The following is a 20222-nucleotide window of genomic DNA, read 5'->3' as shown; positions in this document are numbered from 1 at the left end:
GGTCACGGCGGGGTCACGACCCGCGCCGACTCAGGTGGTCGGGACGTCGCAGGTCGGCAGCGCGTCGACGTCGCCGTCCTCCGCGATGACCTCCAGCGCCGCGAGCGATTCGTCGAGGGTCGCTGTGCGGAAGACCTGCAGGCCGTCCGGCACGTGCCCCACGACCTCATCGCAGTTGGCCTCCGGCGCGAGGAAGTAGTCCGCGCCGGCGTCGCGAGCGCCGTAGAGCTTCTGGCGGATGCCGCCGATCGGACCGACGGTTCCCTCGGCATCGATCGTGCCCGTACCCGCGACCTCCTTGCCGCCGTTCAGCTCGCCCGGCGTGAGGGTGTCGATGATCCCGAGGGCGAACATCATCCCCGCGCTCGGGCCGCCGACGTTGTCGAGCTGGATGGTGACGTCGACCTCGAAGTCGTAGTCGGTGCGCAACGTGATGCCGATCAGCCACGTCGTCGTGCCGTCCTGCGTCTGCTCCTCCGGCGTGATCTCGACGGTCTGCTCGTCGCCGTCGCGGCGCACCGTGAGCGCGACCGGATCGCCGCCCGCCTCCTGGATGGCTTCGCGGAGTGCGGTCGCCGAGGTGACGGGCGTGCCGTCGATCGCGGTGATCACGTCATCCGCCTGCAGCAGGCCGTCGGCCGGCGATCCTTCGACAGCGTCCACCACCACGACCTCGGCTCCGGTGTCGTAGCCGAGCTCGTTCAGCGCGGCGGCCGTCGCCTCGTGCTGCGAGTCGACCATGAGCATCGCGTTCCGCTCGTCCCGCTGCTCGGTGGTCACACCCTCGGGGAACACCGCGTCCAGCGGCACGACGGCCCGAGACGCGTCCATCCACGCGAGAGCGAGCTCGAACCAGCTCGGCGTCCGTTCCCGGTTGCCGACCACCTGGACGGTCGTCAGGTCGAGCGTCCCGCCCGTCTCGTACGTCTCGGTCCCCTCGACGCTGATGAGCGGGACCTGCTCGCCGTCGGCGTTCTTCGCCGTGCCGAGGGTGTCGTACACGGGGCCGGGACGCTGGATCACATACGGCGACGGCAGGAAGGTGAGGACGGCGAGCGCGGCGAGCGCGACCACCAATGCCCAGACACCGAGTCCGAGCTTCCCTGCGCGCGGTCGTTCCACAGCAATCCTCCGTCGTTCGCGAGCGGCGTACAGCGATCTGCCCGCTTCGGGGTCGCGCACTGAAACCTGTGACTAGCGTAGATGCCACGGCTTCAGACGTGCTGAGAGGGCGAGCGAGATGGCAGACAACGAACCGAACCCGGAGGACTTCCAGGAGTTCCTGCGACGGATGCTCTCGAACCAGGGCGGCGGAGACATCGACCCCGAGGCGCTGCGCGACGCGTTCCAGGGAATGGACGGCTTCACGTTCGACCCCGCGATGATGCAGACGATCATGGCGCAGCTTCAGGGCGCCTTCGGCGGCGACCCATGGGAGAACTCCCTGCGGCAGGCCCTACACATCGCGAACCGCGAGGGCCAGGGCATCGGAGACGGCTCGCGGTCCTCCCTCGCCGACTCGTTCGCTCTCGCCGGCCTCTGGCTGGGCGAGGCGACCACCATCTCCGAGCTCGCGGACCCGCCGGTGGCGATGACCCGCGGCGAGTGGGTCGAGAAGACGCTGCCGGTGTGGAAGGAGATCGCGGACCCCGTGTCCACCAGCATCGCCGACGCGCTGACGGCTGCCCTCGACACCCAGGTGCCGGAGGAGATGCGCGGCGTGGTGCAGGGGGCGGGACGCCTGATGCGGGGCCTCGGCGGCTCGGTCTTCGCCGCCCAGTTCGGGCAGGTGCTCGGCAACCTCTCCCTCGAGGTCGTCTCCGGCGGCGATGTCGGCATCCCCGTGCTGCCGGCGGGAACGGCCGCCGTGATCCCGCAGAACCTCACCGCTTTCGGGGAGGGGCTCGAGATCCCCGCGGATCAGATCGCCCTCTACGTGGCGACGCGCGAGCTCGCGTATGCCCGCCTGTACCGGCACGCCAAGTGGCTGCACCTGCATGTGATGGCGCAGATCACCGACTTCGCCCGGGGCGTCACGGTCGACGTCGACGCTCTGGAGGATGTGGCGAGCCGCCTCGACCCCTCGAACCCCGAGGAGCTGCGCGCGGCGATCGAGGGCGGCGCCCTCCTCCCCACGCAGACCGAGGCGCAGCGCGAAGCCCTCGCCCGGCTGGAGAACCTCATCGCGACGATCGACGGGTGGGTCGACGTCGTCACCGCGGACGCCACCTCCCGGCTGCCGGACGGCGGCAGGATCGCCGAGGCGGCGCGGCGTCGGCGTGCGGTCGGCGGTCCCGCCGAGGACGCTCTGGGCGCGCTGGTCGGGCTCAAGATCCGACCGCGGCGCATCCGGGAGGCCTCGGCCATGTGGCGTGCGGTCACCGACGCCGTCGGTGTCGAGGCCCGGGACTCCCTGTGGGACTACCCGGACCTCATGCCCACCGCAGAGGACATCGACGACCCGACAGCGCTGATCGCCCGCCTTCAGGCCGCTGAGCGCGGCGAGCAGCCGGTGGCCGACGAGTTCGACGAGGCCCTTGCCCGCCTGCTGGACGGCGACGACTTCTCCGGGGAGACGCCCACGGAGAGCGCCGACGACCGCGGCGACGACGACGCTCCCGAGGGTGACCGCCCGGTCTGAGCCAGCACTATGCGTGGTCGGGGACGGCGGGTCACTCTCCCTCCCCGACCGCGGACGGCCCGCCGATTTCTCCACCGATCCCTCGAACCGGCCTGCGGCCCCGTGCGGCTCCGCAGAATCGAGGGGTGCCGCTCTCCCCGACGACCCTGACCCGTCTCGATCCCGCATTCCCGCTGCTCTGGCGTGACGGGACGACCCTCCAGATCGGCGACGACGGCGGCATCCGGGTGCCGGCGTCCGCACCGTGGGTCGAACGGCTCCTCAGCCGCATGCGCGGCGGTTTCCGGCTCAGCTCCTTCGACGTCATCGCGCATCGCGCCGGCGCGCCGTGGGCTGAGGCCCGACGGCTGCTGGCCGCCGTCGAACCGGCCCTGAGGGACGAGCCCGACCGACCGCGCACGGCCCGGGTCTCCGCGCTCGGCCTCACCGACGCCCGCGCTGCGGGGCGCCTGTGCGAGACGCTCGCCGACGAAGGGGTACCGCTCGCGGAGGCGGAGGCGCGGGCTTCGACGGTGGTCGCCGTCGTCCTCGTCCCCGGTGCGGCAGCCGCCGTGCAGTTCACCCCGATGCTGCGCGCCGACCACCCGCACCTCCCGATCGCCGTCGAGCCGGGGCGGATCACCGTGGGGCCGCTCGTGGTCCCCGGGCTGACGCCGTGTCTGAGCTGCCGGGATGCCGAGGACACGGCGCGCGACCCGGCCTGGCCACTGATCCACGCTCAGCTCGTGGGCCGTGACCCCGGGCGCCTCACGCTCGCCAGGGTGGCGTCGGCGGGTGCTGTCGCGGCGCACCTCCTGGCCGCGACCGATCCGGCGCGCATCGGCCGGATCAGCGCGGACGGCGTGATCGTGTGGCGTTCGGTGCGGTTTCGCGCAGAATGCCTGTGCCGCGACCCGTCGTCCCCATCTCCGCCAGGAACCGGGACGGTGCCCGTTCGCCGCGCCCTGCCGATCGCGCCCACGAGAGCTCGAGCGTGCGCGCAGCCCGCGTGATCCCGACGTACGCGAGGCGTCGCTCCTCATCGACGGCCTCGAACGTCGTCGCGTACGAGATGGGGAGAGACCCCTCCGCCCATCCGGCGAGGTAGACATGCGGCCACTCGAGGCCCTTCGCCGCATGCAGCGTCGAGAGGGTCACCGTCCGCATGGTCGGCTCGTGCTGATCCTTGGCACGGGCCATGAGCTCGTCGCTGAACGACCGGAGCGTCGTCTCCGGACCCGCCTCCTCGGCGAGCCGCAAGATCGCCCGGCGCGCCTCCCAGCCGTCGCGCTGCGCTCCCCCGGCGGTCGGCGGCTCCTCGGTCAGCCCCAGCTCCCGAAGCACGCGCTGCACCCCGGGCAGGAATCCATGCTCGGTCGGCGCCACGGCGGCAGCTCGAAGCGCGAGGATCGCTTGACGCACCTCCGGCATGGCGAAGAACCGCGTGCCGCCGAGCACTGAGGTGGCGATCCCTTCGGCGGCGAGCGCCTGCTGGAGCACCGCGGACTGCGCGTGGGCCCGGTACAGCACGGCGATCTCCGCCGGCGAGGCGCCGTCGGCGATGCGGGCGGCGACACCGGCCGCGATGCCTGCGGCCTCCTCGGCCTCCGAGTCGTAGGGCGTGATCGTCGGCGGCTCGGCGGTGAACTGCTCCCGGGCGGGGATCAGCTCCAACGCCCCGGGGCGACCGCGCATCAGCGCGTTCGCCGCCGTCAGGATAGGAGCCTGCGACCGATAGTTGGTCTCCAGTCGCACGACCGTCGCATCCGGATGCCGCCGCTCGAAATCGAGCAGGAACCGCTGGTCGGCTCCGGCGAAGGAGTAGATCGTCTGGCTGGCGTCGCCGACGACGCAGATGTCGTGACGGTCCCCCAGCCACAGCTCCAGAAGCCGGTTCTGCAGCGGCGACACGTCCTGGAACTCGTCGACCGTGAAGTGCCGGTACTGCTCGTGGACGGCCGCTGCGACGCGCGGCTCGGTCTCCAGCATCCCCGCGCACGCGAGCAGCACGTCCTCGAAGTCGAGTTGGTGACGCTCGTCCTTGAGCGCCTCGTAGCCGCGCATCAACTCCACGAGCTGCGTGGGGTCGACCCCGCTGACCGGGCGTCCGAGCTCGGCGTACCGGTCGATCGAGATCATCGACACCTTCCGCCACTCGATCTCCGACGCGATGTCGCGCAGGGTCGCCGTTCGAGGACGCAGGCGGAGGGCATCGGCGGCCTGGCCGAGCATACGCACCTTGTTGTCGATGATCGACGGCGCGGGAGCCCCCGCCAGCGTGGGCCAGAAGAAGTTGAGCTGCGCGAGAGCGGCGGCATGGAAGGTGCGAGCCGCGACACCCTCGATCCCCAGGGCACGGAGGCGACCGCGGAGCTCGCCGGCAGCCTTCGCGGTGAAGGTCACCGCCATCACGCGCGACGGAGAGTAGGCACCGGTATCCACCCCGTGCGCGATGCGGTGGGTGATGACCCTGGTCTTGCCCGTACCGGCACCCGCCAGCACCGCCACCGGTCCTCGCAGCACGGAAGCGGCCGCTCGCTGCCGCTCGTCGAGGGCATCGAGTGCGCTCACGGGCGATCCTCGAACCAGTCGACGATGAGAGCGCGCGCGATCGACGCGGGCCCCGGCAGCCCGACGGGGCCGTCCCCGGCGAGCGCGGAACCGATCTCCGCCCGTGTGAACCAGCGCACGTCGATGATCTCCTCACCGTCGGCCCTGGCCGCCGATTCATCCTCCACGACGGCGCGGAAGCCGATCATGAGCGAGCGCGGGAAGGGCCACGGCTGGGAGGAGATGTAGCGCAGCGCCGAGAGGCGCACACCGGACTCCTCCTCGATCTCCCGGTGCACGGTGGCCTCGAGGGACTCGCCCGCCTCGGTGAAACCCGCGAAGCAGGAGTACATGCGTCCGCCCCAGTTGGCGTTGGCACCGAGCAGCAGCCGCTCGCCGTCCGCGCTCTCGACGGCGACGATCACGGCAGGATCGGTCCGCGGGAAGTGCTCGCGCCCGCACACCAGGCACCGCCGAGACCAGCCCGCGTTGCGCAGCTCCGTCCCTCCGCCGCAGGTCGGGCAGAACGGGGCGTCGCGGAGCCAGCCGGCCAGTGCGACCGCGGCGACGAGCACCTCGGACTCCCCGGCGTCGAGACGCCCGCCCAGGTCGCGGAGTCCGAGCCAGATCTCATCCGGCGCGGTGTCGAGGGCATCGGTCTCCGGCGGGAGCGCGGCGAGCAGGAGCGCGCCGCCGTCCGCATCCCGGCCGAGCAGCGCCCATGTCCCGTCCGCGACCTCGTCCGCGGAGACGCGCAGCAGCGCGGAGGCTGCCACACGCACCCGTCCCTCCCGGACGACGACGACGCGAGAGCCCGCGTCGTCGCGCAGACGCTCGATCACGCCCTCCTCCTCGCGGAGTTCGGCGGCGCGGTCGAAGAACGGGCGCGGAATGCTCATCGACTCCCTCTTTCACGGGCGTGGCGGAGGCGGGACCGCCCCTGAGCCGACCTACCCTGGGGGCATGGGACGCTCTCCATTCACTCTAGCCGCGGCGGTGACGGCCGCACTTCCCGGCGCGGAGGTCACGGGCACCCGGGCACTCACCGCGGACGGCGACGGGCGCTTCGACTCCGCCGTCGCCTCCCTCGCCGACGGCCGGGAACTCGCGATCCGCGTGGCGGACGACGACGACGCGGCGCGGGAGCTGGCGGCAGAGGCCCTGGCGCTGCGAGCGCTCACCGACGGCGCCCGCGCCATGCTGCCGTTCCGCGCGCCCGGCTACATCGGCGAGACCCGGGTGGGCGAAGGGCGCGCGCTCGTGACCGAGCTGCTCCCCGGCTTCCAGATCGAAGCGGCGATGGTGCCGGCCGGACGCGGGGCCGCAGAGTCCATGGGGGCGGCGATCGCCGCCGTGCACGCACTGCCGACGTCGGTCGTGCGCGGCGCCGGGCTGGTGATGCGCAGCGCGGAGGAGAGCCGCGCCGAGCTGGAGCGGCTCGTCGACACCGCGGCAGCCACGGGACGCGTCCCCGCCCGCCTCACGGTGCGGTGGCGGGACGCGGTCGCCGACGACGACCTCTGGCGCTTCGAGTCGACGGTCATCCTCGGCGGCGCGCAGGCCACGTCGTTCCTCTTCGACGATCATCCCGAGCGCGGTCCCGAGGTCACCGGCGTGATCGGCTGGCACGGTCTGGCCGTCGGCGATCCGGCGCTCGACCTGTCCTGGCTGTCCGCGGCTCCCGACGCCGCGGCCGACGTGCACGGCTCGTATGCCCGCGCCATGGATCGCACTCCCGACGCCGGCCTCGAGGTTCGCGCGCGCCTGCTCGCCGAACTGGAGTTCGCGCGCTGGCTCGTCCACGGCGACGCCTTGCGGCGCGAGGACATCGTGGAGGACGCCGCGGCGCTGCTCGATGCTCTGGCCGACGGCCTGCGCCATGACGACCTCGGCGTGCCAGGCGATCGACGCTCGGATGTCGACTCCGCGATGGACGCGCTCGACCGGGTGCCGGCAGCGGCCGCTCCCGAGGTGGACACCTCGATGCAGACCGACGCCTACAACCCCGAAGAGCTCTGGGCGGCGGAGGCGGACGACGCCGACCGCGATGCCCCGGTCGATGTGTCGGCCGACCGGGATGCGCCTGCGGGAGCACCGTCTCAACCCGACGCGGAGCACCGCGCCGCCGTGGCGGGCATCGAGACCGAGGACCTCTCCGGCGTCGCACATGCGTTCGCCGAGACGCGAGGGAGCGGACGAAGCGAGTCGCCCGCCTTCGCCTCGTCCCCGGCAGCGGACGACGACGACTCCGAAGAGGCTCAGCGCGCGGCGCGGGCGGCGCTCCAGCGCTGGAAGAGCTCCTCCTCGGAGTAGACGCGATCCCCGCGGATGACGAGGTCATCGGCCACGTAGTACAGCGCCACGTCGATGTCCTCCAGCGGGACGCCGAAGCGCCGATGGTACGCGAGCCGATAGAGGGCGAGCTGCAGCATCCGCTCCTCGCGCTCCTGTGGCGTCCGTGGCGCCCGTCCGGTCTTCCAGTCCACGATCTCGATCCGTCCGCCGCGGTCGGCGCGTCGGTACACCGCGTCGAGCTTGCAGATCACGATGTGCGCGTCCGTAGCTGAGTGCAGGCCCGGGAGGCCGGCCCCCAGCGCGAAGTCGATCTCGATCTCCACGGCGAGCGGCTGCAACGGCCCCCACTCGCTCCGCTCGAAGGTCTCCTGCAGCGCAGCGAGGTCGGCGGCGTCCGCAGCAGCACCGGATGCGGGAGCGCCCGGGGCGCTGTCGCCCTCCGGCTGGTCCTCGTCGATCTCCCAGAGCGCCTCATCGACCCGGGTCCCGACACCGACGAGTTCGGAGCGCTGCTCGACCCACGCGTGGAACAGGGTCCCCAGACGGGTCTGGCGGTACGGACGCTCCGGCATCGGACGCACGAGCGAGGACAGGGTGCCGGTGTAGTCGGTGACGTAGTCCTTGAACCGGGAGGCGGGCACGCGGGTGGGAGCTTGCGCGTCCGTCCCGCGTTGGCGGGCTGCGCGCTCGTCCAGCAGCCGACGCAGTTCTTCCGTCGGCACGATCGCGTCGTCCTGGAGGGCCTCTCCGACGGCCGCGGCCGCGGCACTGACCACCCCACGCCGCCCGCCGAGCGGATCGAGCGGCCAGTGCAGCGTGGCCCCGGGGCCGTCGTACGGGTTCTCATCCGGATCGACCGGCGGGATCTCGTCGAGTCCGAGGACGTCGATGGCTTCCTGCAGGTACGGACTCGGGGTGCGTGGTGCCTTCTGGCCCGCCCAGTGCGCCCCGCTGAGCAGCAGGTCGCTCCTCGCGCGGGTGATCGCCACGTAGGCGAGACGACGCTCCTCCTGTCGCTGGTACTCCCGGTAGGCGTCCTTGAACCGCTTGAGGGCGCCGCCGTGCGGATTCGCCTTCGTCGCGCCGCCGGACAGCGATGCCTGGGCGAGCTTCTGCCGCTTGCCGGGATCGGTCTCGCCCTCCATCGCCTCCTCCGGATCCCAGGTGAAGCGCGGAAGCGCGTCGCGGTCTCCGCGCAGCGCGAAGGGCACGACCCCGAACCCGAACCACCCGGAGGTGTCGGACACACGCCCCGGCAGCTCGTCGATGACGAGGCGCACGACCGCGACGGCATCCCACTCCAGGCCCTTCGACCCGTGGATCGTGAGCAGCTGCACGACCCCGGGCTCCGGCGGCTCCGGACGCGGCATCAGCTCGTCGGTGCTCTCCGCCTTGTCGAGCCAGGCCAGCAGGCTGCCGATCGTGCCACGTTCATCGGCGGCGAGGAACGCGCGCACCTCGTCAGCGAACGCGCGCAACTGGGTGGCCGCGACGCGCGCCGGTCCTCGTGTCTCGTTGGCGGCGAGCTCGATGTCGAGCCTGAGCTCCAGCTCGATGAGCCGGATGAGCTCCGGGATGGGCTGGGACGACGCGCGGCGCAGGCGCTCCAGCATCTCCCCGGCAGCCCGGATCCGGGCGCGCCCCTCCGGGGTCATGCCCTCCAGCAGGCGATAGTCGTCGCGCACTGCTCGCACGATGTCGACCGCGTCCACGATGGAGACGGCCTCATCGGCGCCACGGGAGGAGCGCAGCCGCGCCCGCACCTCCTCAGGGAGGGGCATGAGGGCGGTGTCGCGCTCCGCGAGCGCGCGCCCCAGCTCGTAGAGCGCCGCCATATCGGCCACCCCGACGCCGAAGCGGGGGCCGGTGAGGAGCCGGATCAGCGCCGAACCGGCGGTCGGATCGTGCACCACCCGCAGCGTCGAGACCACGTCGACGACCTCGGGCGTGGCGAGGAGTCCGCCCAGTCCGAGGATGCGGTGCGGGATCCCCCGCGCGGCGAGCGCGCCGGCGAAGGTCTGCATGTGGCGCTTGGACCGGAACAGGATCGCGCCGGTGTGCGGGGAGGCCGAGGTCGCGTCGTGGGCGGCGCGGCGCTCGGCGAACCAGGCCGCGACCTCGGCGGCCTCATCGTCGACCGTGAACGGGTAGCGCACGCCGACCGTGCCCTCCCCCGCGCCCGGCCGCGGCTCCAGCGGCGGGACGTCGAGTCCCGGACGCTGGAGCGGCTCGAGGACCCGGTTGGCGACATCGAGGATGCTCCGGTCGTTGCGCCAGCTCGTCATGAGGCTGTAGGTGCGCACCCCTCCCGCGCTCGAGAACGACCGGGGGAACGCGTAGAGGTTGTCGGCGCTGGCCCCGCGCCAGCCGTAGATCGACTGATGCGGATCGCCGACGGCCATCACGGCCGTGTCGCGGAACAGCTCCGCGAGGAAGCGCGTCTGGATCACGGAGGTGTCCTGGTACTCGTCCAACAGCACGACCCGATGCTGCTCGCGGAGCTCGGCGCGGACATCCGGGGCCGACTCGACGATGTCGAACGCGCCGGACACCTGGTCGGCGAAGTCGAGCACCCCGCGCCGGTCCTTCTCGGCGATGTAGTCGCGGACCAGACGGGTCAGGGTCGACAGGCTTCGGAGGTTGACCGCCGCCTTCTCGACGTCGGCGTGGGAGCGGTAGGGCTCGAACGCCGCGGCCTGCGCCGCGGCGAGGCGCTCGGCGTCCGCGAGGTCGACCCGGTGATCGAGAGCCTCGCCGGCGAGCCGCTGCACGGCGTCGATGACCGTTCCCAGGGCGTAGTCGACCTCCTCCAGCTCCGGGAGGTCGCTGCGGAGCACGACCTCCCGCGCCAGCATCCAGGACGCTGCCTGGCTGAGCATCGCCACATCGGGGTCCCGACCGATGCGCGCGGCGTGCTCGCGGACGATGCCGTCCGCGAAGGCGTTGTAGGTCGACACGCGAGGGCGGATGAGGAGGTCCTCGGCCGTGCGGACCGCGCCGGACTCCTCGCCCGTGCCGTAGTGCCGCGCGAGGTCGTCGAGGACGTGGGCGCGCACGAGCTCCCGCTGACGCCCCGGCGCGGCCCCCGCCACCCGACGCAGCGCCTCTCCGGCGACGATCTCCGGGAGATGCGGGAGCAGGCCCCGCCGACCGTACTCGTCGACGACGGCGAGGCGGGCGCCGATGCGCTCCGCCAGCTCCCCCGCCGCCTTGCGGGTGAAGGTGAGGCCGAGGACCTCGTCCCGGCGGACGAGCCCGTTCGCGACGAGCCAGACCACCCGGGCCGACATGGTCTCCGTCTTGCCGCTGCCCGCCCCGGCGACGACGAGAGCGGGCTCGAGCGGGGCCTCGATCACCTGCTGCTGGGCGGGAGTCGGGGTCGGGAGTCCGAGCGCGGCGGCGATATCGGTCGCCGAGAGCACGGCGTCCGGGGTTCCTGCGGTCATGCGCTCACCGCCGGCACGGTGTGGATGCGGCACGGATGCACTCGGCGCTGCGTGTCCGCGCAGTGCGCCTCGACCTGGGCCGTGAAACTCGCCGCCGACATGCCGCGGGCGACCTCGGCGACCCGGTTCAGGAACTGCGACCGGGCCTCGCCGTCCAGCGCGTGCTGGTGCGCGACCCGGTAGTCGCTCTTGGCCAACGTCTTCGAGACGATGACGAGACGCGCGCCCCCGAGCGAGGCCGGCGCGGCCCCCGGCACGAGGCCCTCCTGCACCGCGATCTGATAGGCCGCCAGCTGGGCGTGAGCGACCACGCCGCCGTCCGACTCCGGATCGGTCTTCCCGGTCTTGAGGTCGACGACCACCGTGGTCCCCTCCGGCCCGCCGGCCATCGACTGCCAGCCGCGGCCGCGGGCCGGGCCATGCTCGCCCGCCCCGGGCGGGTACGCCTCGACCCGGTCGATGTAGCCGTGCACGATGGCACGGTGACCGCGGTCCTCGCCCACCGGGTGCACGGTGGGCTCGGCGGTCGCACCGGACACATCGACGGCGAACCGGAACTCCACCTCGCTGCCGAGGATACGACCGCCGTCTCGCCTCACCTCCCCGAGATAGCTGTGCAACCGGTCGACGAACAGGTCGGCGCGACGGCGCTCCTTGCGACCGATCCACGCCGTCTCGAAGTCGAGCTCCGGCCAGTGCTCCTCGACGACCTCGCGCATGCGCTCGAGGTCGCCGTCCGGAACGCGCTCCATCGCCTCGTGGATGATCGTGCCGATACCGGCCGTCGGCGGCATGACGGTGTCACCTCCGAGGGCCGAGACGACCCAGTTGAGGCCGCACTCCTCGTACGACTCCACAGCTGACGGAGACACCCGTGCCCCGTTCGCGGCGAGATCGCGCAGCGGCGCAGCCGTCGACGGCGCCGTGACCCCGTACCAGTCGTGCGGATGAGCTCCGGGCACCCCCTCCCGGGCGAGGACGGCGAGCTGGGCGGCCGCCTCGCGCCGCGCGGATTCGGTTGGCGTCGTGGTGAGCACCCGACGGTATCGCGCGACCAGCCCGCGCAGCGTGAGCGGGTGCTCCGCGGAGGCATGGCGCTCCGGCGGCTCCGGCGGCGGAAGGAACCCGAAGAAGGCGCTGGGCGTCAGATCGTCGTCGTCGACGGCGGTGATGAGCAGCCGGTGGCGGGCGCGCGAGATCGCCCGTACGAACAGCCGCAGCTCGTCGTGGAGCGCGGCGCGGCGCCGGTCGAGGACATCCGGCACCTGGGCCGGCAGGCCGGAGCGGGCCGCGGTCACCGTGTCCGCCAGCCGCCAGGTCTGCAGGAGCCCACCGCGCAGCCGCACGTTGGGCCAGACGCCGTCCTGGACCCCTGCGACGACCACGGCGTCGAACTCCGTGCCGAGCGCGGTGGCCGGCGTGAGCAGTGTGACCGTGCCCGGACGCTCGGGCGACGACAGCGTGTCTTCCGGCACCTCGCTGTCGAGGATGTCGCGCACGAAGACCTCCGGGCGCTCGTTCGGGGTGCGCTCGACGAAGCGCTTGGCCGCGTCGAAGAGGGCCACGAGGGCGTCGAGCGACCGCGCGGTCTCGGCGCCGGTGGGCAGCAGCGAGATCTCCCGCCACGCGACCTGCAGCCGCCGCCCGTCGACGGCCCTGGCCTGCTCCCAGATGCGCCACAGGAGATCATGGATCGTCTCGCCCTCCGCCGCGGCACGGGCGACGCCCGCCACGGTCTCGGCGAAGCGCTCGGCGGTCCGTGACTCCGGAGCGTCGATGAGGGTGAGGGTGGCCGGTTCCGACATCGCCGCGCGCAGGAGCTCGCGCGCCGGAGTCGAGCCGCCCTGCCCGAGTTCGAGGTGGCGGAGCCGCGCGCGCAGCCGGCGGAGCGCGATCGCGTCCATGCCCCCGAACGGTGTGCGCAGCGCCTCCTCCCAGGCCCCAACCGTGCGCTCCTCGTCCGGGGTCAACGCGAGCCGCACGATGCCGACGATGTCGCGCACGATCCCCTCGCTGCCGAGCGGGCGCTGCACTCCCGCGGCCCTCGTCGGGATCTCGCGCGCGGCGAGCTCGGTCTCCAGGGCCGTCACCTGACGGGTGTCGTGGGCGATGACCGCCATCCGGTCCCACGGGATGCCGGCGCTGAGGTGCCAGTCGCGCATGACCCCGGCGATGCGATCGAACTCCTCGTAGGGCGACGGCGCGAGGAAGGTCGAGACCTCGGCCTCGTCGTCCCCCGCGACCGGGGCGGGCGCGCGGCGGTGCTCGACCCGTCCGGACACGCCGATCGCCTGCGTCACCGTACGCGTCAGCGCGGTCAGCAGCGGGCGCTGGCGATGGGCGCCGTCGAGCACGTGCACGGTGCCGAGCGCACCGGCGAGCTGGGCGAACAGCTCGGGACTCGCGCCCCGGAAGGCGCCGGAGGAGATGTCGGGGTCGCCGAAGGCCTGGACCGCGATGCCGCGGTCGAGGAGGGCGCGCACCACGCCGATCCCGCCGCGCGTCAGCTCCTGGGCGTCGTCGATGAGCACCACGCGCAGGGGTGCCAGCGCTCCGAGCGTCGCGGCGTCCGCCGTACGGAGGATCCCCGCCGCCTCACCGAGGAGGTCGGCGGCGTCGCGGTGGGCGGACCGCAGGGCGTCGAGCACGGTGCGGTACTCCTCCACGAAGTCGGCGGCCGCCGTCCAGACCGCATCACCGGTGGCACGCAGCTCCGCCGGGCTCGCCCCCAGCTCCGTGCACTCCGCGAGGAAGGCGCGGAGTTCGGAGCGGAAGCCCTTCGACGCACGGACGGGTTCGCTGAGCGCCGGGGGCCAGACGATCCGACCGTCTTCGACGTCGCCCGCCAGCAGCTCGGCGATGATGCGATCCTGGTCGGCGCCGGTGAGCAGCGCCGGAGGCTCAGCCCCCTCCCGGACCATCGCGCCGCGGACGAGCTGAAATGCGAACGACCCGAGCGATCGGGCCAGCGGGCCCGGCGTCGCCTGGCCGATGCGCACGCCGATGCGGTCGCGCAGCGCGGTCGCCGCCTGCCTGCTCGGGGTGAGCGCCAGCACCTCCTCCGGCTGCAGGCCCTCGACCTCGAGAAGCTGCACGACCCGGTCGACGAGCGTGCGCGTCTTACCGGTGCCGGGGGCGCCGATCACGACGCCGGACGCGGTCGGCGACGCCGTGATCACGGCTCGCTGGGCGGCATCCGACATCATCCCTCCACGCTATCGGGAGGCGCGGACATCGGCGTCGGGGGCGAGGCCTGTCACCGGATGTGCGCTCAGGGCGAAACGGCCGCCGTCGCCGGTCTCCGCTGCTCGCCGCGCGATAGAGTTGGCCGAGTCCGACGACCTTCAAGGAGCATCCGTGGAAATCCGCATCGGCATCATCAACACCGGCCGCGAGCTGAGCTTCGACACCGCTGCCACGGCGGACGAGGTCCGCACCCAGGTCTCCGCGGCACTCGAGCAGAGCGCCTCGCACCTGAGCTTCGCCGATGTGAAGGGCAACTCCTACATCGTGCCGACCGCGAACCTCGCCTACATCGAGCTGGGCACCGAGGAGTCGCGTCGCGTGGGCTTCGTCGCCTGACCCGCGCATGTACATCCTCCTCGCCCTCGTCGGCGCGTGCGTTCTCGGCATCGCCGCGCACTTCCTGATCGGCGGTCGCGAACGCCGTGGCGTCGCCCTCGCCCCGGCGATCGCGACCGCCGTCTCGGCGATCGTCTACACGAGCCTGCAATGGGCCGGCGTGGGCGAGGACAGCGTCTGGCTATGGCTCGCGAGCATCCTCGGCGCGGCGGTGGTCGCGGCGCTGGCGACCGGGGCGCTCACCGCCGCGCGTCGACGCGGTGACGCGCAGGCGAAGGCCGCGCTCGGGATCTGAGCTAGGACGCGAGTCCCATCGCATCCATGCGTCGGGCGTGCGCTCCCATCAGCTCGGTGTACACCGGCTCGATGCGGGCTTCCTCCACCGCGAGGATCTCCGGCCGCAGCGCCGCACGGCAGACGAGGATGGTGTCGCCCACGAGACGTCGTGCCCACATGGACAGCAGCGAACGCCACTCCTCGTCGCTCTCGATCGTCTCCTGGATGATCGCGACGATCTCGTGGCGCGCATCGTCCTCGCGCAGGATCTCGGCGACGCGCCGCCCTGTCTCGCCGTAGCTCGAGGCGAGCGCGAGGTAGAAGTCGTCGAGCATGCCCGCCGTGATGTAGACGGCGAGCAGGGTCTCACGCGGGCGCGCCCCGATGGTCTTGCGCCGGAACGCGTCCAGATGCTCGCGGAACGGGAGCATGAGCTGCGTCGGGTCCTGACCGCGTGCCGCGATGATGTCGACGATGCCCCGGTGCTTGGTGAGCGCGGCGCCGGCGGCCCGGGACAGCGACTCCTTCTCGGCCAGCTCGGGAGTCGCGCGGATGAGCCGCGTCAGCGTCTCGAAGTAGCCCAGCTGCAGGTAGGCCGCCTGGCCGAGGAACCGGTCCAGCTCCGGCGCCAGCTCCGCGAAGTCGACGCGCGTCGCATCGCTCTGCTCGCCCCGGCTGCGCAGCGCCAGGGTGCGTCGCGGCGCGGCATCGCGCTGCCAGAACCACTTAACCACGAGGTGTTCCTCCCGAGTCGGCCACGTCGTTCACAATACTCGGGCGACGACGTCCTCCCTGCCCCGAGCCCCCGCTCCGGTAGGCTGGGCGTGTCCCCGCCGTCGGAGCGGGGCCCCGCGCCTGTGGCACACGAGACGGCGTGGCTCCGTTACGAGGCGATCGCACGGTCGCCGGACAGGCATCTGAACAACAGTGACAAGTTTCGCCGAACTCGGCATCGATCAGGACATCGTCGACGCACTGGCTGTGAAGGGCATCGTCGATGCCTTCCCGATCCAGGAGCAGACCATCCCCCTCGGCCTCCCGGGGCAGGACATCATCGGACAGGCCAAGACCGGAACCGGCAAGACCTTCGGCTTCGGCATCCCGGTGGTGCAGCGACTCGGGAAGGACCCGGAGCCGGGCGTCAAGGCCCTCATCGTCGTCCCCACCCGCGAGCTCGCGGTGCAGGTCTACGAGGACATCGACCTCCTCACGAGCAACCGCTCCACGAGCGTCGTCGCCATCTACGGCGGCAAGGCCTACGAGGGACAGATCGACCAGCTCAAGGCCGGGGCGCAGATCGTCGTCGGCACGCCGGGTCGCCTCATCGACCTCGCCGGCCAGCGCCTGCTCGATCTCTCGAACGCGACCGAGGTCGTGCTCGACGAGGCAGACAAGATGCTCGACCTCGGCTTCCTCGCCGACATCGAGAAGATCTTCCAGAAGGTGCCGGCAGTGCGGCACACCCAGCTCTTCTCGGCGACCATGCCCGGTCCGATCGTCGCGCTCGCGCGGCGGTTCATGACCAACCCCATCCACATCCGCGCCAACGACCCGGACGAGGGTCTGACGCAGGCGAACATCAAGCATCTCGTCTACCGCGCGCACTCGCTCGACAAGGACGAGGTCATCGCCCGCATCCTGCAGGCCGAGGGACGCGGCAAGACCGTGATCTTCACGCGGACGAAGCGTGCGGCGCAGCGACTCGTCGACGAGCTCACCGACCGCGGCTTCAACGTGGGCGGCGTGCACGGCGACATGGGCCAGGATCAGCGCGAGCGCTCCATGGCCGCGTTCAAGGCGGGCAAGAAGGACGTCCTCGTGGCGACCGATGTCGCCGCGCGTGGCATCGACGTTGATGACGTCACGCACGTCATCAACCACACGATCCCCGACGAGGAGAAGACGTACCTGCACCGCGCGGGACGTACCGGCCGCGCGGGGAAGACCGGCATCGCCGTCACGTTCGTCGACTGGGAGGACCTGCACAAGTGGGCCCTCATCAACCGTGCCCTTGAGTTCGGCCAGCCCGAGCCCATCGAGACCTACTCCTCGAGCCCGCACCTCTACACCGACCTCGACATCCCCGAGGGGACGAAGGGGCGGCTCGTGAGCGCTCCGAAGAAGGAGGCGGTCAAGACCGAGCGCACCCGTCGTCCGGAGCGCGCCGCTGATGCCGCCGCCGAAGGCTCCGCGGAGGGCGGCACGCGCCGCCGTCGCCGCCGCCGCACGGGTTCCACGCCCGTCGGCTCGACCTTCGCCGACGGGGCGAGCGAGGGCGGCTCCGCCGAGGGCTCGACCGCGCAGGCCGCCGACCGCAGCGCCGAGGGTGCCGGCACGCACGACGGCGCCGGCAAGGAGCACCACGACGGCAAGCCCGCTCCGGCACGTCGTCGCCGCCGTCGTCGCGGCGGCTCCGGCACCGGAGCGGCACCCGTCACGGGCGCCTGATCCGCATCATCATCGTCCGAGGGGCGGCGCCCCGGGGTCCGGGGGGCGCCCCCCCTCGTTCTCCAGGAGTGCAGCCGGGACCTGCGGCGGGTAGACCCAGGCGACGAGCACGACCGAGATGATCATCAGCAGGAACCACGAGCTGAGCTTGCTCAGGGACACGGGCTGCCACACATCCGCCTGGTCGGGATACGCCCAGGCACCCGCCCAGGTGCCGATGTTCTCGGCCAGATAGATGAACACCGACACTCCGGCGAAGACGGCCAGCAGCGGCAGGCGGATGGTGCGGCGCCATACGCGCGCATGCATGATCGTGGGCAGCCACAGCACGACGACCGCTGCCAAGAGCACCCAGCGCGCATCCCACCACCAGTGGTGGGTGAAGAAGTTGACGTAGATGGCGGCCGCCAGGACAGCCGTCACCCACCGGCGGGGGTAGCGGGTGAACCCGAGGTCGAAGAGCCGATACACGCGCACCATGTACGAGCCGACGGCCGCATACATGAAACCGCTGAACAACGGGACACCGCCGATGCGGAGAATGCCATCGGCCGCGTACGCCCAGGAGCCGACGTCGGTCTTGAACAGCTCCATCGCGGTGCCGGTGATGTGGAAGAGCACGATCACCCAGAGTTCCCGTCCGCTCTCGAGGCGGAACACGAGCATCGCCACCTGGATCAGGACGGCCGCGATCGTCAGTGCATCGTTGCGGGCCAGTGCCGCGTCGTCGGGATACCAGAGGCGGGCCGCGACGATCACCACCAGCAAGGCTGCCCCGAACACGCACGCCCATGCCTGTTTCAGCACGAACACGACGAACTCGGCGAGCCCGGCACGGAAGCCCGAGGTCGGCACCGCACGGAGGAGTCGGCGAGCGGTCGCATCGACGCGGCGCTCCAGCGAGGTGGCACGTTGCATGCCTCGGACCGTATCGGTCCGTTTCGACAGAACGCCGGGAGACCGCCGACAGTCCCCCGGAGTCAGGGACGCCGCGGGCCGGAGCCGGAGGCGCGATCGATGATCCGGGCGACCATGTCCGTCGCGGTGGTGTTCTCCCCCGGCACGTTCGGTTTTCCGGTGCCGTGGTAATCGCTGGACCCGGTGACGATGAGGTCGTGCCGAGCTGCCAGCTCGCGCAGCAGCTTCTTGCCGGCGGTCGTGTTCTCCCGGTGGTCCACCTCGAACCCGGCCAGCCCCGCGTCGACCAGACGCTCGATGTACGGCACCGGCATCATCCGGTCCCGGCCGGCCGTGACCGGATGGGCGATGATCGCCACACCTCCCGCCTGGGTGATCAGTCGCACGGCGGTCAGCGGGTCCGGGGCGTAGTGCGGCTCGTAGTACCCCTCCCGCGGGTGGAGGATGCCGTCGAAGGCCTCGCCCCGATCACGCACGATGCCGCGCGCCACCAGTGCGTCGGCGATGTGCGGGCGGCCGACGGTCGCGTCGAGCGTGGTCTGGGCCAGGACGTCGTCCCAATGCAGGTCATAGTCGCGGCCGATGTTGCGGACGATGCGCTCCGCTCTCCCGATGCGGTCGTTCCGGATCCGGTCGGTCTCGGCCCGCAGCGCCGCGTCGTCCGGATCGAAGAGGTAGCCGAGCACGTGCACGCTGCGCCACTCGTGCTTGGCGGAGAGCTCCATCCCGGGAAGGAAGGTCATGCCCAGGGCGACGGCGGCGTCCCCGGCCTCCGTCCAGCCCGTGGTGCGGTCGTGGTCCGTGAGCGCGGCGGTCCGCACGCCGTGTCGATGCGCCTGTCTCATGACCTCGCCCGGCGCCTCGGTGCCATCGGAGTGGTTGGAGTGCAGGTGCAGATCGGCGGGACCGGCGGGCGGAACGGGCATCCTCCGAGCGTACCGAGCGCCGACGCGCGTGGCGCGGATTCCGGGACCCCGATCGCGGCGACGGGCCGGGCGCGAGGCAGGGACTTCACAGGCGACGCTTCTAGGCTGAAGGGGATGTTTCGACTCCTGGGGATCCTGCTCACCGTGCTCTTCGCGATCGCGACGGCGGTCGTGGTGTGGCCGCAGTTCTTCAACCTCGAGCAGACGTACCCGTTCGCGCAGCTCGTCGCCGCCCGCGGGCTCGTGCTCGGTGGGTTCCTGATCATCGCGGTGCTGGCGCTGCTGCTCCTGCTCGCCCGGCCGCTGCGCGGCTTCGCGGCGTCCATCCTGATCGTCGCCCTGCTCGGTGCCGGCGCGACCGGGGTGATCGGAGCGACGCGGGGGTTCGGCGTGACCGCCCTTCCCGAGCGAACCGACACGAGCCTGCGGGTGCTCACCTGGAACACCGCGGGTGAGGCCGTCTCCGCCGAGCAGATCGCCCAGGAGATCCTGGAGCAGGAAGCCGACGTGGTGGCGCTGCCCGAGACCACCGAGGAGGTCGGCGAGCGGATCGCGCTCATGCTCCGCGAACAGGGGCATCCGATGTGGGTGCACCACGTGCAGTTCCGCCCGGACGTGGAGGACGGCCCGCAATCGTGGCAGACGACGGTCCTCGTGGCCCCCGAGCTCGGCGAGTACTCCGTCATCGAGTCGTCGAAGGACGGGAGCAACAACACCGGATCCGTGCCCAGCGCCGTGCTGATGCCGATCGACGGCGATGGCCCCACGATCGTCGCCGTGCACGCCGTCGCGCCGCGCACGGAGGAGATGCAGCAGTGGCAGAGCGATCTGCAGTGGATCGCCGACCAGTGCCCCGCGGGTGACTTCATCCTCGCCGGCGACTTCAACGCCACTGTCGATCACATGGCCTCCCTCGGCGTCGACGGCGGCGACATGGGGTACTGCCGCGACGCTGCCTCGCGGACCGGGAACGGGATGTCCGGAACCTGGCCGAGCTCGTTCCCTGCCCTCGCCGGCGCCCCCATCGACCACGTGATGGCGTCCCCCAACTGGCGGCCCACGGGGTCCGCTGTCCTCGAAGATGCCGGCGGGAGCGATCATCGCGCCCTCATCGTGCAGCTCGAGCCGACCGGCTGATCCGCGCTTGGCGCGTCCAGGTGA

Annotated in this window: 14 protein-coding genes; 6 read left to right on the top strand and 8 right to left on the bottom strand. The window is 72.0% G+C overall.

Annotation, left to right across the window (positions count from 1 at the left end; genetic code table 11):
• Positions 1-30: 30 nt before the first annotated feature.
• Positions 31-1122, bottom strand: a complete 1092-nt coding sequence (locus WFJ36_RS01720) for a YlbL family protein (protein ID WP_336642522.1) — start codon at positions 1120-1122, stop codon at positions 31-33.
• A gap of 118 nt (positions 1123-1240) precedes the next feature.
• On the opposite strand from WFJ36_RS01720, the gene WFJ36_RS01715 reads away from it, so the two are divergent.
• Positions 1241-2641, top strand: coding sequence for a zinc-dependent metalloprotease (locus WFJ36_RS01715; protein WP_071328228.1), 1401 nt, complete (start codon positions 1241-1243; stop codon positions 2639-2641).
• A gap of 828 nt (positions 2642-3469) precedes the next feature.
• On the opposite strand, the gene WFJ36_RS01710 is transcribed toward WFJ36_RS01715, so the two are convergent.
• Both WFJ36_RS01710 and nudC read right to left on the bottom strand, forming a co-directional pair.
• Positions 3470-5191, bottom strand: a complete 1722-nt coding sequence (locus WFJ36_RS01710) for an ATP-dependent helicase (protein WP_336642521.1) — start codon at positions 5189-5191, stop codon at positions 3470-3472.
• Entirely contained in the window at positions 5188-6069 is an 882-nt protein-coding gene (gene nudC / locus WFJ36_RS01705; protein ID WP_071328226.1) for an NAD(+) diphosphatase, read from the bottom strand. The genes WFJ36_RS01710 and nudC overlap by 4 nt, the downstream gene beginning before the upstream one ends.
• A gap of 64 nt (positions 6070-6133) precedes the next feature.
• Here nudC and WFJ36_RS01700 point away from each other — a divergent pair, with 64 nt between their 5' ends.
• Positions 6134-7483 carry a hypothetical protein gene (locus tag WFJ36_RS01700; protein WP_292788001.1) on the top strand — a complete coding sequence of 450 codons (1350 nt, stop codon included), beginning with the start codon at positions 6134-6136 and terminating at the stop codon, positions 7481-7483.
• Here the strand turns inward: WFJ36_RS01700 and WFJ36_RS01695 are convergent.
• Together WFJ36_RS01695 and WFJ36_RS01690 are read right to left on the bottom strand one after the other, a co-directional pair.
• Positions 7429-10911, bottom strand: a complete 3483-nt coding sequence (locus tag WFJ36_RS01695) for an ATP-dependent DNA helicase (protein ID WP_336642520.1) — start codon at positions 10909-10911, stop codon at positions 7429-7431. The two genes, WFJ36_RS01700 and WFJ36_RS01695, sit on opposite strands and share 55 nt — an antisense overlap.
• On the bottom strand, positions 10908-14117 hold the full coding sequence (locus WFJ36_RS01690) for an ATP-dependent helicase (RefSeq protein WP_336642519.1): 3210 nt from the start codon (positions 14115-14117) through the stop codon (positions 10908-10910). Before WFJ36_RS01690 ends, WFJ36_RS01695 begins: the two co-directional genes overlap by 4 nt.
• A gap of 151 nt (positions 14118-14268) precedes the next feature.
• Here WFJ36_RS01690 and WFJ36_RS01685 point away from each other — a divergent pair, with 151 nt between their 5' ends.
• A complete protein-coding gene (locus WFJ36_RS01685) occupies positions 14269-14493 on the top strand; it encodes a DUF3107 domain-containing protein (RefSeq protein WP_025102974.1) in 225 nt (74 codons plus the stop codon).
• Positions 14494-14500: 7 nt separating this feature from the next.
• Entirely contained in the window at positions 14501-14788 is a 288-nt protein-coding gene (locus tag WFJ36_RS01680; RefSeq protein WP_336642518.1) for a hypothetical protein, read from the top strand.
• A 1-nt stretch (position 14789) separates the two neighbouring features.
• Here WFJ36_RS01680 and WFJ36_RS01675 read toward each other — a convergent pair whose 3' ends face one another.
• Entirely contained in the window at positions 14790-15503 is a 714-nt protein-coding gene (locus WFJ36_RS01675; RefSeq protein ID WP_336642517.1) for a ferritin-like fold-containing protein, read from the bottom strand.
• A 193-nt stretch (positions 15504-15696) separates the two neighbouring features.
• Between WFJ36_RS01675 and WFJ36_RS01670 the strand changes: the two genes are divergently transcribed.
• Positions 15697-17217, top strand: a complete 1521-nt coding sequence (locus WFJ36_RS01670) for a DEAD/DEAH box helicase (RefSeq protein WP_336642516.1) — start codon at positions 15697-15699, stop codon at positions 17215-17217.
• A 9-nt stretch (positions 17218-17226) separates the two neighbouring features.
• On the opposite strand, the gene WFJ36_RS01665 is transcribed toward WFJ36_RS01670, so the two are convergent.
• Both WFJ36_RS01665 and WFJ36_RS01660 read right to left on the bottom strand, forming a co-directional pair.
• The gene (locus WFJ36_RS01665) at positions 17227-18135 is read right to left on the bottom strand and encodes a DUF817 domain-containing protein (protein WP_336642515.1); all 909 of its coding nucleotides are present in this window, start codon (positions 18133-18135) and stop codon (positions 17227-17229) included.
• Between the two features lie 62 nt (positions 18136-18197).
• A complete protein-coding gene (locus WFJ36_RS01660) occupies positions 18198-19061 on the bottom strand; it encodes a PHP domain-containing protein (RefSeq protein ID WP_071328219.1) in 864 nt (287 codons plus the stop codon).
• A 114-nt stretch (positions 19062-19175) separates the two neighbouring features.
• Here WFJ36_RS01660 and WFJ36_RS01655 point away from each other — a divergent pair, with 114 nt between their 5' ends.
• Complete coding sequence (locus WFJ36_RS01655; RefSeq protein WP_336642514.1) at positions 19176-20198, top strand: endonuclease/exonuclease/phosphatase family protein; 1023 nt, start codon at positions 19176-19178, stop codon at positions 20196-20198.
• Positions 20199-20222 lie beyond the last annotated feature (24 nt).

It is taken from the genome of Microbacterium sp. MMO-113 (assembly GCF_037148555.1).
Classification (GTDB): domain Bacteria; phylum Actinomycetota; class Actinomycetes; order Actinomycetales; family Microbacteriaceae; genus Microbacterium.
This window is presented reverse-complemented; position numbering and strand designations above follow the sequence as displayed.

What these genes read in the sequence shown, in the direction of transcription:
- nudC (WP_071328226.1), bottom strand. Translation starts at nt 6,069, where the DNA reads ATGAGCATTCCGCGCCCGTTCTTCGACCGCGCCGCCGAACTCCGCGAG.
- WFJ36_RS01715 (WP_071328228.1), top strand. Translation starts at nt 1,241, where the DNA reads ATGGCAGACAACGAACCGAACCCGGAGGACTTCCAGGAGTTCCTGCGA.
- WFJ36_RS01700 (WP_292788001.1), top strand. Translation starts at nt 6,134, where the DNA reads ATGGGACGCTCTCCATTCACTCTAGCCGCGGCGGTGACGGCCGCACTT.
- WFJ36_RS01660 (WP_071328219.1), bottom strand. Translation starts at nt 19,061, where the DNA reads ATGCCCGTTCCGCCCGCCGGTCCCGCCGATCTGCACCTGCACTCCAAC.
- WFJ36_RS01690 (WP_336642519.1), bottom strand. Translation starts at nt 14,117, where the DNA reads ATGATGTCGGATGCCGCCCAGCGAGCCGTGATCACGGCGTCGCCGACC.
- WFJ36_RS01655 (WP_336642514.1), top strand. Translation starts at nt 19,176, where the DNA reads ATGTTTCGACTCCTGGGGATCCTGCTCACCGTGCTCTTCGCGATCGCG.
- WFJ36_RS01680 (WP_336642518.1), top strand. Translation starts at nt 14,501, where the DNA reads ATGTACATCCTCCTCGCCCTCGTCGGCGCGTGCGTTCTCGGCATCGCC.
- WFJ36_RS01665 (WP_336642515.1), bottom strand. Translation starts at nt 18,135, where the DNA reads ATGCAACGTGCCACCTCGCTGGAGCGCCGCGTCGATGCGACCGCTCGC.
- WFJ36_RS01695 (WP_336642520.1), bottom strand. Translation starts at nt 10,911, where the DNA reads ATGACCGCAGGAACCCCGGACGCCGTGCTCTCGGCGACCGATATCGCC.